The sequence below is a fragment of the Bombella sp. ESL0380 genome, from assembly GCF_009725805.1.
GTDB classification, from domain to species: Bacteria; Pseudomonadota; Alphaproteobacteria; order Acetobacterales; family Acetobacteraceae; genus Bombella; species Bombella apis.
The window spans coordinates 1-13,070 of record NZ_WNIH01000003.1 but is presented as its reverse complement, the minus strand read 5'-3'; the positions used below and the strand labels follow the sequence as shown (position 1 = coordinate 13,070).

Sequence of the window (13,070 nt, the reverse complement as noted above, 5' to 3'; positions counted from 1 at the left end):
TCCTCAGCGTTGCCTGTCATCCGCACCGAATGTGACAGGTGTCTGCCCATCCCAGAAAGCCACATGATCACCCACATCCGGGCGGACATGGGCCCGTTCCGGCTTTTCTGGCGTACCGACAAGCAGGAACCCCGCAAGCCGGTGCGGGGCCTCCAGCCCCAGCTGGCTGAGCAGGGACCGGTCCTCACAGAACCTCCCGCTGATCCATACCCCTCCGAATCCTTCCATGTGCAGGGCATTGAGGACATTCATGGCCCCGGCGGCCACAGCCATTTCCTGCTCCATGACGGGAACCTTGTGCTCCGGCCGGAGATGCATCCCCAGTGCAATGACCATCGGCGTCTCGGAAAAACGCCTGCGCCGCTTCTCACGCTTCTTCTCCGGGGCATCAGGCTCCTGCCGGGCCACGGCGGCAACAACATGTCCGGCAAAGGCCGGGCGGGCATCGCCAGCAATCACCACATACCGCCACGGGCAGAGATGCCCATGATCCGGAGCCCTCAGCCCGGCGGAGAGGATGCGGGCCAGCACCTCTCCCTGCGGAGCCGGAGCGACCAGATCGCCTGTCGAGGAACGCTCCAGCAACACATCAAGCGGGGAAACGGATGAAGCCTGCGCCATGATGACGGCTCTCCTGAAAATCTTGTCATGGTCTGTTAACTGGACAGTCTCACCCACAGCGTCACAATAAGCAAGTTTGGAAAGCAGCCCATATTGGTATAGCAGAAAGACATGACGACTCAGACATCACGAACCGCCACATTGAATCGCCAGACAGGCGAGACCGACATCACCCTTTCCCTCGCCATTGACGGACACGGGAAGAACAGCATCCAGACAGGCATCGGCTTCTTCGACCACATGCTGGATGCCCTGGCCCGGCATGGCGGGCTGGACCTCACCGTACAGGTGAAAGGCGACCTCCATATTGATGACCACCACACCATCGAGGATGTGGGCATCACGCTGGGAGAGGCCCTCCACAAGGCCATCGGCGACAAGCGGGGCATCGAACGTTTCGGCTCTGCCCTTGTCCCTCTGGATGAAGCGCTCTGTGAAGCGGTCGTGGACATTTCAGGCCGTCCCTTCCTGGCCTGGAACATCACCTTCCCCCGTGAGATGATCGGCGCCATGGCCACGGAAATGGTGGAAGAGTTTTTCCGTGCTCTCTGCATGTCCGCCCGCATCACCGTGCACATGAATGGCCGTGCCGGAACCAATGCCCACCACATTGCCGAAAGTGCCTTCAAATCCTTCGCCCGGGCCCTGCGCATGGCGCTCTCCCGCGACCCCCGCAGCGCCGGGCAGATTCCATCCACCAAAGGGGTGCTGTAAGGCTCCCTCACGGTTTTTCCTTGATTTGTCTCCCCCACCTGCCTGAAACAGGACCGGGCAGCTTGCAGTATGGAGAGTGTTCATGCGTGTTGTTGTAATCGACTACAATGGCGGCAACCTGGCTTCTGCTGCACAGGCAGCACGAAGGGCCGCAGCCCTGCGAGGGCTGGAAGCCGACATCGCCATCTCCCGCAACGAGGCTGACATCCTTGCTGCCGACCGTCTCATCCTGCCTGGCCAGGGTGCCTTTGCCGACTGTGCGAAAGGGCTGGACGAGGGCGCTCTCCGCCCCCTGCTGGAAAAGGCAACAACAGAAGGCACGCCCTTTCTCGGCATATGCGTGGGGATGCAGCTCATGGCCCAGTACGGGCTGGAACATGGCCGCACGGAAGGGCTGGGCTGGATTGATGGCCACATCGCTCCCATGGATGACAGTACCCGACAGGGATTCCGGCTGCCGCACATGGGGTGGAACACTCTCTCTTTCACACCCGGTGCCCATCCGCTGACAGAAGGGCTTGAGCCGGGAAATCACGGCTATTTTGTCCATTCCTATGCCCTGGTGGACGCCCGGGCAGAAGAAACCATCGCCACGGCGGATTACGGCATGACCATTCCGGCCATCGTGGCCAGGGGCAACCGCTGCGGCACACAGTTCCACGTGGAAAAAAGCCAGGATGTAGGTCTGACCATCCTGGGCAATTTCCTGACATGGCAGCCTGGCTGATGCAGGGACGGCCATGGAACCAGCCTCCAGACAGTTACCGGGCCGAACGGCTGGGCCACACCATCAGCGAGGATGACCTCGAAAGCCTGATGGAAAGCACCGTGGCCGCCATTCTGGCCGAGGGCGTGTTCGACTGGCACACGCCCCCTGAAAGTGCCGTCCTGAGGCGTTTCTTCGAGGGCCTCCTGCTGGTACCGGACCGGGACGTCTTCATCGTCCGGGCACCGGATGGCAGCATCTGCGGGGCGGCTGTTCTCGCTCATGCCACGTCCCGGTCCGAAATATACGGTGCCAGCGCCACCATCACCGCCTTTTTCATCGTTCCTTACGAGCGGGGAAAAGGTCTGGGCGCCCTCCTCATGGAGGCCATCATCAACAGGGCACTGACCCGGGGCGCCAAGGTACTGGACTGCCGTGTGCGTGAAACACTGCACGACGCCATAACACTGCTCACCTCATTCAACTTCACCCACTGGGGCACACACCCCTATTTTGCACGAATCGGAGACCGGACAGTGCGCGGACTATTCTTCTCAAAACTCCTCGTCCCTGAAGAAAGAGCCATGCAGTGGCAGCCTGCCGGCACACCGCTCTCCGTGCCACACCATGGCCCCGCACCGGGCGGAATCCTCCGCAAACCGTTGACCCTCTACCCGGCCATCGACCTCAAGGGCGGGGCCTGTGTCCGCCTGCGGCAGGGGGACATGAATGCTGCCACCCATTATTCCGACAATCCTCCTGCCCAGGCCAAGCTGTTCGAACAGGCCGGGTGCCGCCACCTCCACATTGTCGATCTGGACGGCGCCTTTGCGGGCCGGTCGGCCAATGTGAAGGCTGTGGAGGACATCATCGCCACCACATCTCTTCCTGTCCAGCTCGGCGGAGGGCTGCGGGACATGAAAGCCATTGAACGCTGGCTGGAAGCCGGTGTCAGCCGGGTCATCCTTGGTTCCGCCGCCGTGAAAGACCCCGGCCTTGTCCGGCAGGCCGCCCGTGCCTGGCCGGGCCGCGTGATCGCCGGGATCGACGCCCGGCAGGGCCGTGTTGCCACCGAAGGCTGGGCCGAAGTCTCCGAGCTGACCACCACCGACCTCGCCCGCCGGATGGAAGAGGCAGGCGTCGCCGGAATCATCTTCACCGAGATCACCCGGGACGGCATGCTGGAAGGTCTGGACATTGATCAGACGGTCGAGCTGGCCCGCCATGTCTCCATCCCCGTCATCGCCAGCGGCGGCGTGGGCACGCTGGACCATCTCCGGGCCCTGCGACAGGCGGCCGATGAAACACCCGGCATCACCGGCGTGATCGTGGGGCGCGCCCTGTATGATGGCCGCATCAATCTGCCGGAAGCCCTGTCCGTACTGGAGGGATCATGCTGAAGCTACGTGTCATCCCCTGTCTCGACGTCCATGACGGGCGGGTCGTCAAAGGGGTCAATTTCGTCTCCCTGCGGGACGCCGGAGACCCGGTGGAACAGGCCCGCCTCTATGATGCCGCCGGAGCGGACGAGCTGACCTTTCTGGACATCACGGCCAGCTCGGACAATCGGGACACCATTCTTGACGTTGTCGAACGTACCGCCGCCGAAGTCCGCCTGCCCCTCACCGTTGGTGGTGGCGTGCGACGCTGTGCGGACATCCGCAGACTTCTGCTGAGCGGTGCCGACAAGTGTGCCATCAACTCCGCCGCCATCCGCACGCCAGAGCTCATCAATGAAGCAGCGGAACGGTTTGGCAGCCAGTGCATCGTCGTGGCGATAGATGCCCGCTCCGATGGCCATGGCGGATGGGAGGTCTACGCCAAGGGCGGACGGGAACCAACCGGACTGGATGCCGTCGCCTGGGCCGAGCAGATGGCCACACGGGGAGCCGGAGAAATCCTGCTCACCAGCATGGACCGTGACGGTACACGGTCCGGCTTTGACCTTGATCTGCTGGGAACCATCTGCAAACGTGTTTCCGTTCCCGTCATCGCCTCCGGTGGTGTGGGGGAACTGGCCCATTTCGTGGAAGGAGCCCGGGCGGGTGCCAGCGGTCTGCTGGCCGCCAGCGTGTTCCATTTCGGCCAGTTCAGGATCGGTGAGGTCAAACAGGCCCTGCACGATGCCCGGCTGCCCGTCAGGCTGGGCCGCTAGGGACTGGCATGACAAAGGACAGGAAACATATGGCCCAGAATAATACCCCCTCCCGTGAGACAGGCCGCAAAGAGGTTCTGGAACGACTTTACCATACGGTTCTGGCCCGCAAGGGAGCCTCACCATCCGTCAGCCATTCGGCCCGTCTCATGGCCCGGGGGCGGAGCAAGATTGCCCAGAAATTTGGCGAAGAAGCCGTCGAATGTGTCATCGAGGCCATCAAGGGCGACAGGCAGGGCCTCATCAGCGAAAGTGCGGATGTCCTCTATCATCTGATCGTGATGTGGGTTGATGCGGGCATTGATCCGGCGGATGTCTGGGCCGAGCTGGAACGCCGTGAAGGCACGAGCGGCATCGAGGAAAAAGCCTCCCGGCCGAAACCGGCCTTCTGAAGGCACGGCTCATAGGTGGGTTGCCTCCCCCTCCCTTGACTTCCCCCCACCTCACTCCCCAATCATGGAGGAAGAGGAGGAACCCATCTTATGCCGACCGCTACCCCCGCTTACGATCCCAACAATGTCTTCGCCAAGATACTGCGGGGAGAGATTCCCGCTGAACGTGTCTGCGACAGCAAACATTCTTTCGCTTTCTACGACATCTCTCCCCTCGCCCCGATCCATGTTCTGGTGATCCCCCGTGGCGCCTACACGGACCTGCACGACTTCATCTCCCGTGCCAGCGATGAAGAGATTCTGGATTTCTGGAAACTGGTGGACAAAATTTCCGCCGAGCAGTCCCTCATCCCCAGCGGGTTCCGCCTCATCAGCAATGTGGGTCGTGACAGTGGACAGGAAGTGCCGCACTTCCACGTCCATCTTCTGGGTGGGCGCCCGCTCGGCCCCATCCTGGCGGCTGACCAGTAACGGCACCGCCCCATCCGGGAAAGCCGCCTCTGGGCGGCTTCCCCCCCCTTTCGGGACTGGTTGGAAAACCTTTTTTTACAAAAGGTATCTTTCCCTCTTGCACTTCCCCGCCATTCCCTCTAGAGAGGGCTCACGCCTTTAGTCCCGTTCGTCTAGAGGCCTAGGACACCGCCCTCTCACGGCGGCAACACGGGTTCGAATCCCGTACGGGACGCCAGACATTTCATGAAAACTCTGAACAATCTGGCCTGACAGGCATCTCTTGGACATCATCCTGACGTACCATTCTTCCCCTTGGTGGGCAGACACGGAGTGCGCCTGCCCACCCGGTTTCAGAACGAGACCTTACTGCATCTTGCCCAGAGCCTCGGCCATGACGGGAGCATCATAGCGGGGTGCGGCGACCTCCAGATAGGTACCCTGCCCCGGCCTGACAGCGTCCAGAGCCTGACGCAAAGCCCTGGGTGTGCTGATGCGCTCGCACTGCCAGTCCTTGCCGCCAAACCCACGGGCCAGAGCCGTGTAATCCCAGCTGGCAATGTCATTGTAATAACGTTCCCCGTCATCACAGAGCAGACGCTCGATCAGATAGCCATCATTGTTCAGGACAAGGATGAGCGGATGACAGTCAAAACGGGCAAACTCACCGAGAGCCTGTACCGTCAGCTGATGTGACCCGTCACCGGTCAGCAGGATGATCCGCTTGTGAGGGGCTGCGATGGCCATGCCGAACGCCGCCGGCGTGGCCCAGCCGATGGACCCCCACAGGCTCTGCTCCTCATAGTCGACCCCTTCAGGCAGACGGATGAAGCCCATGCCCATGGCGACCGTCCCCGTCTCACTCACGACGATATCCCCAGCCCGGAGATGATCCCGTATGGCGGCATAGAAGGTATGGGTTCTGATCACCCCATCATCCCCTTCGTCAGCCTGCCGAGGGGGCAGTTCCATCCCCAGATAGCCGGGACCGGCGGGGCAGGATACGGTATCGGCCAGATCGGCCAAGGCTTCGATCACATCGGCCAGATCAACGGCATGAACGGCACCATCACCAAAACGCACCTCATGCGCCATGACACTGATGATGCGTTCCGGGTCCAGCTTCTGGGTGAAAAGCCCGGTGTTGAAATCCGTCATTTCAGCACCCAGCGTCAGGACGAGATCGGCCTGCTCCACAAAGTCGGCGACATCTTCCTGCACGAGATGCCCGCCATACATCCCCACAAACCCTTCAGCCTGTTCATCCACCACGCCCTTGTCCATGAACATGGTGGCATGGGGCAGACCGGACCGGCTGAGGAACCGTCTCATCGCCTCCCGGCAGCCAAACCGGGCCGTCAGGATACCCGGCAGGACACAGGGAGACGTGCTGCGCTCCAGCTCGGCCATGATGCGCCGTGCCACGATGGCGGCCTGTTTCCCGCTCCGCACTTCCGGAAGGGCCATGTCACCATCAGGCATGACCACATCATCATGAGCTGCATCGAACGGGATGCCAATATAGATCGGCCGCCGCTCCCGGCGCAGCGTGGCCAGAACACGTTCCAGCTCCTGCACGCAGTTCTGGCCATCCAGAATGGTACGGGCACAGACGACATGACCGGCAGCATCATAAAAGGCCGTGGTCTGCCCGTTGCCCAGGGTATGATGCACAAGCCGCTTTTCATCCAGCACGGCCCGCTTGGGCAGGCCAACCAGATGGATGACCGGCAGATGCTCCGCATATGCCCCGGCAACGCCGTTCATGGCACTCAGCTCGCCAACGCCATAGGTCGTGTTCAGGGCCGCAATCCCCCGTATGCGGGCGTAGCCATCGGCCGCATAGGCGGCATTCAGTTCATTGGAGCAACCAATCCAGCGCATGTCCGCCCTGGCCGTGATGGCGTCATTAATCGGGAAGGCATAGTCACCCGGGACACCGAAGACATGCTCCACACCCAGCCGGGAGAGCTGGTCCAGAAGATAATCGACAACCTTTGCCATCGCACGTTCCTTTCATCATTGGCACGTCAGTCCGCGCCTCTGAGGAAAGCCTATCCAGCCCATCTTCAATATGATAATATTATATTTCTATACAGACTATAGCCTTTTCCCTATGCCATACCCCCAACTGACCCTCCGGGAACTCCACTACTTCATGGCCGTTGCCACACAGGGCAGCTTCAGCCGTGCGAGTGACCAGCTGCACATCAGCCAGCCTTCCCTGAGCATGGGCATACGCTCTCTGGAAAACAAACTAGACGTCCGCCTTTTCGAGCGGTCCCACAAGACCATCACCCTGACGGAAAAGGGCAAGACCTTCTTTCTTCATGCTGAACGTCTACTTGAGGCCGAACAGAATCTTCACCGGGCGATGGCGGATGATTCAGGCCCCCTGAAGGGGACGGTCCATCTGGCACTCCCACCCATATTGGGGGCGATCTATTTCCGTCCCATCATCCGGCAGTTCTGCAGCCTCTATCCCGATGTCGTGCTGAACATCGAGGAACATCCCTCCGACAGGCTGGTGGCCCAGCTTCTCGGCCATCACACGAACATCGCCGCCCTCATAGGGCCTGTCCAGAACAGGCAGCTGCGCACCATCCCCTTTGCAGAGGCAGAACTCTGCCTGCTGATGGCCGACTCACACCAGCTCGCAGGCCGGGAGAGCTGCTCCTTCACGGACATTCTGGATGAGAAGATCGTCCTCATGAATGAGAACTTCAAGATAAACCGTTTCATCTCGGAAGCCTTTGCCAGTCACGGAGCCGCGCCCCATGTCACCGGGCGCACGGGTGACACAACCCTCCTGCTGACCATGGTTCAGGCGGGTGTCGGCGTCACCATCATTCCGGCGGCCTTCCACAATCCGGCCCAGAATGACGGGCTGTACTGCTGCCCGTTGCAGGACCCGACCATCCGCATCACCATTTCACTCGCTGTCCGCCGCAACAGCCCCCTGAACAAAGCCGAAGAAGCCTGGTTGCAGACCAGCTTGCCCTGACCCCCTGCCCGAGACGCCTGCAAGCACCAACATGCCCCGGCCTCCATTCGGCTCTCCCCGGCACAAGGACAATTTTCCAACGCATGGTTTATAAAAGCCATGAAAAGACAAACATTCCACCTACATCACAACCTGCAGTCGACATGGTCTCTGACTGCCTTCCTGCTGGTATCAGAATACTATCTCTGTAGAATGATGGAGTCTCCGTGGAAAAACGCACAGAAGAACCCATGAGGCCGAGTGCCGGGTCGCTCTGCTCGATACGCCTTACAAATAACGAAAAATATCCATGGAAAACCATTCATGCAGACTTTATGAAGGCTAAATATCAAATAAAATTTTTAATTATCAATGTATATATTCTCTTCAATGCCAATTTTACAAAAACCTCTTCACTACAACCACATATTGCATCCACTATAAAATTACTTATCCCAACAAGTTGTTTGGATTTAACAAAAATGTATCTTGAATTTCTTTAAAGTGTTCCTTAAGCAAGAGTAAACCCAGTCTACTTCAGTCATGATCTGTACGTCCCGTCCGTACATCTCATCAGACGGACAGAGCAGCGTGTGCAACATCTACAGGAAGGTGCGATCACAATGACAGACCTCAACTTTTCGTACGGGAAAACGACATCTGTCACACTGGCCCCCTCAGAACAGGTGCCAGCCTATGGGCGGAAGGCATCTTCTTCCATGAAGGTATCGGCCAGGATTGCGCTGCTTCTGGCAAGCGTATCGTCCTTCTCCATCATCAGCACACCTGCACGTTCGGATGATACGGCACAGTCCCAGCAAGGCGGTACTGTCCGCACCTTTTCCCCTGCTGCTGGAGAGACTGATACAGTCACAGACACCATTACGGATGGTAAAGGAAACACCCCCCTCTCCGTAGAGCAGGCTGGTGCGGGGACGACTGTCCTTTCCGCCGCCAACAGCTATACCGGGACAACAGACATCACGCAGGGGACGCTGGCTCTCTCCGGCAATGGCAGCATCGCCAATTCCAGCGGTGTCACCGTGGGCAAGAACACCACGTTCGACATCAGCGGGAGCAGCTCCAACGTCACGGTGCAGGACCTGTCCGGTGCAGGCAATGTCACTCTCGGCCAGAACGGACTCACCCTCTCATCAGCCAAGGCTGGCAGCCCCTATGACGGCGTCATCTCCGGGACGGGCGGCCTGACCGTTGACGGCGGGTCCAAGACCCTGACAAATGCCCAGACCTACAGCGGTGATACCAGCATCAACAACGGGGCCACCCTTGCCCTGACGGGCAATGGCAACCTCGCCAACACCCGTGTCCAGCTGAACAACCGGGATGTTTCCGGCCCTTCAACCTTTGACATTTCGCAGGCCTCACACCCGGTTGATGTCCAGTCCATCATGTGGGGCAACAATGGCGCTGTCGTCAATCTGGGCAGCAACACGCTCAACATCACCAACAGTGGCTCCAATGATACAAATGGAGCGACCTTCAAGGGGGATGGAGCAACCCTAAATGTTTCGGGTTAGAAACAGGGCTTCAACGGCACCATCACCGGCAATACCAGCCTCGTCGCCAATGCCAGTATCGTTGACATGTATGGCAGCAAGCAGTTCGACTACACAGGCAGCACGACCGTCAACAATGGCAGCTCGCTGCATGTGTACGGTGCTGTCATCGGTACGCCGCAGGTCACTGTCAGCAACGGCGGCAAGCTGGATGGCACGGGCACCATCGGTTCCTCAGGCAGCACGACAACAATCGAACAGGGTGGGAGCATCAACCCCGGCACGCCTGCTGCCTACCGGCAGACCCTGTCCATCGGCAATGATCTCACAACCCGGGGCACATCCGATTTCAGCGGTCTCCAGGACAATGGCTCCAGCAGACTTTCCAATGGATCCATCTCTGTCGGTGGCAACCTGGATCTGGGCGGAACAGTCAAGGCGGTTGACCTCTCCTCACAGCAGGGCTCCGGTGTCCAGACTCTCTTCCGCTACGCAAAGCAGCTGACAACCAGCAATCCAACCCTGAATGTATATCAGTTCACGGGGGATGAGACTGGCAAGCCCTTCCTGTCACCAGACACCAAGGGTACGAGCTACCTTCAGACAGGCAACCATCAGGTCAATCTGGTCACGGCCAATGCCGGGGACAATCTGGCGTTCTGGAATGGCAGCAAGACAACTGCTGATGGCCAGATACGCGCAGGCGATGGTACCTGGTCCCAGGGGGCAAACAGCGCCACCAACTGGACCACGGCCAACGGCAGCCAGAGTTCCGCCTGGCAGGGCAAGGAATACGCCATTTTTGGCCAGCCTTCCGATGATGCCATCCAGCAGGGCAAAAACGCTGCCCAGAACGTGACGGTGGATGGCAATGTCGATGTGGCTGGCATGCAGTTCAGCCAGAATGCCCGCCCGTCCTCCTATTCCGTCATCCCCAAGGATGGAAACAGCTCCATCACACTGTATGGCAACCGCTATACGGACAAGGAGCACCCGGACAAGCTCAACCGGTATTTCTACATCACCGACAGCACAGGCCAGTCTGGCACCCAGACTGATGCTGACATCAAGCAGTACGAGCAGAACAACGGTACCCTGGTCAACAAGTCAGGACTTGTCTCCACAATCCGTGTGGGGGATGGTTCAGGCTATGGTGACACCAACCTTGCCATCATCAAGACACCCATCAAGGATGATCCCAGCAGCCCGACGACCCTCGTAAAGACGGATACGGGTACGCTCGTTCTGGACGGCAACAACAGCTACAATGGCGGAACCGTCATCACCAATGGTGTGCTGGAAATCACCTCCGATGCCAGCCTGGGCGCCCAGAACGGCACTCTGGGCATCAGCGGGGGGACGCTGCGGATCGGCCAGGACCTCGCCACCAACGCCAACCGCAATACTGTTCTGGGATATAACGGCGCCACCATTGACCTCAATGGTCATACTTACGACAACAATGGCTCCATCGTTGGTCCCCGGGGGGCCAACATAGCCATCAGGAGCACCACGGACAATTCCGGGCTCAGCACGGCCCTGCAGAATGCTGGCGGCCCCCAGAGCGGCACTGTGCCGGTACTCAACCTCAATGCCGACAACACCTATCTGGGCAGGACGGACATCCAGGGCAACTGGGGTATTGGTGGGTCCAATGTCGTTGTCAATGCCAATGACAAAACCCCATTTGGCACCTCTGACAGCACAACAAAAGGTGGCGACCTGAACATCACGGCAGGGGCCATCGTCAACATGAATGGCGGGCAGGACAAATCTGCCTCCATGGGCAACCGCAATGTCGTCATCAATGACAACAGCGCCCTGTATTTCAACAACAGGAGCGTTGCCGACACGGCCAACATCACGAACACGAACAACGCCAGCGTCACCTTCAGGAACGACAGCTCGGCCTCTCAATCCACCATCAGCAATGCCGGGCATGTGTTCTTTGCGGACAATGCAACAGCAGACCAGGCCACAGTCCAGAACAACAGCGATGGGGCCACTGTTGATATCACGAAGGCGACCAATGGTGTGTCCATCGGCTCCCTGTCCGGCAATGGCAACGTGTCTCTGGGCGACCAGACACTGACAGTCGGTGCCCTCAACAAGGACGACACTCTTTCCGCCATCATATGGGATGCTGGCAACCACAAGGGATCCGTTGTCAAAACGGGAACGGGCACCCAGACACTGACAGGCAACAACAGCTACACCGGCTCCACGACCGTCAACAACGGTACCCTTGCCCTCGCTGGCCAGGGTACCATTACCAACTCCTCCTTTGTTGATGTCAACAAGGGGGCAAAGCTGGACATCAGCCAGTCCGCCAATGACCAGAATCTGACCGACATCCGGGGTGGCGGTGATGTGGCTCTTGGTGACCACTCCCTGTCCCTGACGCAGGCTGATTCACAGCACAGCTATGATGGTGTCATCTCTGGAACCGGCGGCCTGAAAATCCTTGCCGGGGAAAAAACACTCACCGGGCAGAATACCTACACAGGTGATACGGTCGTCGCCCAGCAGGCAGGCCTGACCCTGGATGGCGGAAAGCTCGACAGCCAGCTGTTCAATAACGGCACGTCCGTTCTCCAGAACGGTGCCGAGATAACGAAGACAGTAACGAACGACCATGGCGGCACGCTGACGGCACATGACGCAAAACTGGCGGACATCACCAACGGCAGTACGGCCGGGCAGATCCTGCTCGACAAGGGGACAACCGCCTCTGGCACGCTGGCTGCTTCTGATGGCCAGTTCACCATTGGTGAAGGTGGGGCCAGTGTCGGCTCTCTCTCTGGCAGCAGTAAAAGCACGGGTACCCTCAATGACACCCTGACCATCACCAATGGTCATGACGGCTATAACGGCACCCTCGCCGGCAATGGTGGCCTGAACATCACCGGGGGAAGTGGCGAATATCTCAACGGCCAGAACACCTATAAAGGTGAAACCCATGTCGGCCCCAATGCCAACCTCACCCTGCAGGGAAGCATCGCCGGGGACCTCAACAACGATGGGCAGACCTACATCAACCCCAACACAGCAACGGCAGGCAAGGCCAGTGTCGGCGGGAAAACAACCAACACGAACCAGCTCACCGCACAGAGTGCCATCCTGGGCAATGTCAGCAACAAGAGTGGCACCACAACCCTGCATCAGAGCACCACGCAGGACCTTACCAACGAGGCCGGCACAACAACACTCGACCGCACCACGGTAAACGGGCAGACTACGAATTCCGGCACACTCACCACCTCTGCCTCAAAACTGGGTGACATCAGCAACAACGCCGGAACAGCCACGCTGGATGGCAACAGCACTGCCGGGCATGTCACCAATGCTGCTGGAGCCAGCTTCACCCTCCAGAACAGCGGAACGATCCGCTCTGCCGACAACCAGGGCTCCATGACACTGGGGGCCTTCAGTACAGTTTCAAGAGATGTCACCAATACTGGCAACGGGTCCCTGACGCTCGACAACAGCACCATCGACGGTACCCTTACCCATAATGGCCAGAGTCTGACCG

General features: G+C 59.3%; 11 protein-coding genes and 1 tRNA gene. 10 read left to right on the top strand and 2 right to left on the bottom strand.

What is annotated here, in order from left to right:
* Positions 1 to 3 precede the first annotated feature (3 nt).
* A complete protein-coding gene (locus GM608_RS01220) occupies positions 4 to 621 on the bottom strand; it encodes a nitroreductase (RefSeq protein ID WP_043562027.1) in 618 nt (205 codons plus the stop codon).
* 111 nt (positions 622 to 732) lie between these two features.
* On the opposite strand from GM608_RS01220, the gene hisB reads away from it, so the two are divergent.
* The 7 genes from hisB (at position 733) to GM608_RS01185 (ending at position 5,276) form a co-directional block, all read left to right on the top strand.
* On the top strand, positions 733 to 1,335 hold the full coding sequence (gene hisB / locus GM608_RS01215) for an imidazoleglycerol-phosphate dehydratase HisB (protein ID WP_086441412.1): 603 nt from the start codon (positions 733 to 735) through the stop codon (positions 1,333 to 1,335).
* 82 nt (positions 1,336 to 1,417) lie between these two features.
* Positions 1,418 to 2,062 (top strand): imidazole glycerol phosphate synthase subunit HisH, encoded by a 645-nt coding sequence (gene hisH, locus GM608_RS01210; RefSeq protein WP_333644847.1) that lies wholly within the window; start codon positions 1,418 to 1,420, stop codon positions 2,060 to 2,062.
* A complete protein-coding gene (gene hisA, locus GM608_RS01205) occupies positions 2,047 to 3,441 on the top strand; it encodes a 1-(5-phosphoribosyl)-5-[(5-phosphoribosylamino)methylideneamino]imidazole-4-carboxamide isomerase (protein WP_333644846.1) in 1,395 nt (464 codons plus the stop codon). The genes hisH and hisA overlap by 16 nt, the downstream gene beginning before the upstream one ends.
* Complete coding sequence (gene hisF, locus GM608_RS01200; protein ID WP_103765784.1) at positions 3,435 to 4,196, top strand: imidazole glycerol phosphate synthase subunit HisF; 762 nt, start codon at positions 3,435 to 3,437, stop codon at positions 4,194 to 4,196. The genes hisA and hisF overlap by 7 nt, the downstream gene beginning before the upstream one ends.
* A gap of 29 nt (positions 4,197 to 4,225) precedes the next feature.
* Positions 4,226 to 4,588: a phosphoribosyl-ATP diphosphatase gene (locus GM608_RS01195; protein ID WP_052349243.1), complete on the top strand. Its 363-nt coding sequence runs from the start codon at positions 4,226 to 4,228 to the stop codon at positions 4,586 to 4,588.
* Between the two features lie 90 nt (positions 4,589 to 4,678).
* Positions 4,679 to 5,059 carry an HIT domain-containing protein gene (locus tag GM608_RS01190; protein ID WP_043562011.1) on the top strand — a complete coding sequence of 127 codons (381 nt, stop codon included), beginning with the start codon at positions 4,679 to 4,681 and terminating at the stop codon, positions 5,057 to 5,059.
* 141 nt (positions 5,060 to 5,200) lie between these two features.
* Positions 5,201 to 5,276 (top strand) — tRNA-Glu (locus GM608_RS01185).
* Between the two features lie 128 nt (positions 5,277 to 5,404).
* Here the strand turns inward: GM608_RS01185 and GM608_RS01180 are convergent.
* A complete protein-coding gene (locus GM608_RS01180) occupies positions 5,405 to 7,042 on the bottom strand; it encodes a thiamine pyrophosphate-binding protein (RefSeq protein ID WP_333644845.1) in 1,638 nt (545 codons plus the stop codon).
* A 70-nt stretch (positions 7,043 to 7,112) separates the two neighbouring features.
* On the opposite strand from GM608_RS01180, the gene GM608_RS01175 reads away from it, so the two are divergent.
* The 3 genes from GM608_RS01175 to GM608_RS01165 all read left to right on the top strand — a co-directional run.
* On the top strand, positions 7,113 to 8,042 hold the full coding sequence (locus tag GM608_RS01175) for a LysR family transcriptional regulator (RefSeq protein ID WP_333644844.1): 930 nt from the start codon (positions 7,113 to 7,115) through the stop codon (positions 8,040 to 8,042).
* Between the two features lie 698 nt (positions 8,043 to 8,740).
* Positions 8,741 to 9,559, top strand: coding sequence for an autotransporter-associated beta strand repeat-containing protein (locus GM608_RS01170; RefSeq protein ID WP_333644843.1), 819 nt, complete (start codon positions 8,741 to 8,743; stop codon positions 9,557 to 9,559).
* A 66-nt stretch (positions 9,560 to 9,625) separates the two neighbouring features.
* Positions 9,626 to 13,070 (top strand): autotransporter-associated beta strand repeat-containing protein (locus GM608_RS01165; RefSeq protein ID WP_333644842.1); only part of this gene is annotated, 3,445 nt, incomplete at its 3' end.

Bases quoted from the DNA above. Each gene is read 5' to 3' on its own strand.
- GM608_RS01220 (WP_043562027.1), bottom strand. From the start codon at position 621: ATGGCGCAGGCTTCATCCGTTTCCCCGCTTGATGTGTTGCTGGAGCGT.
- hisB (WP_086441412.1), top strand. From the start codon at position 733: ATGACGACTCAGACATCACGAACCGCCACATTGAATCGCCAGACAGGC.
- hisH (WP_333644847.1), top strand. From the start codon at position 1,418: ATGCGTGTTGTTGTAATCGACTACAATGGCGGCAACCTGGCTTCTGCT.
- hisA (WP_333644846.1), top strand. From the start codon at position 2,047: ATGGCAGCCTGGCTGATGCAGGGACGGCCATGGAACCAGCCTCCAGAC.
- hisF (WP_103765784.1), top strand. From the start codon at position 3,435: ATGCTGAAGCTACGTGTCATCCCCTGTCTCGACGTCCATGACGGGCGG.
- GM608_RS01195 (WP_052349243.1), top strand. From the start codon at position 4,226: ATGGCCCAGAATAATACCCCCTCCCGTGAGACAGGCCGCAAAGAGGTT.
- GM608_RS01190 (WP_043562011.1), top strand. From the start codon at position 4,679: ATGCCGACCGCTACCCCCGCTTACGATCCCAACAATGTCTTCGCCAAG.
- GM608_RS01180 (WP_333644845.1), bottom strand. From the start codon at position 7,042: ATGGCAAAGGTTGTCGATTATCTTCTGGACCAGCTCTCCCGGCTGGGT.
- GM608_RS01175 (WP_333644844.1), top strand. From the start codon at position 7,113: ATGATAATATTATATTTCTATACAGACTATAGCCTTTTCCCTATGCCA.
- GM608_RS01170 (WP_333644843.1), top strand. From the start codon at position 8,741: ATGAAGGTATCGGCCAGGATTGCGCTGCTTCTGGCAAGCGTATCGTCC.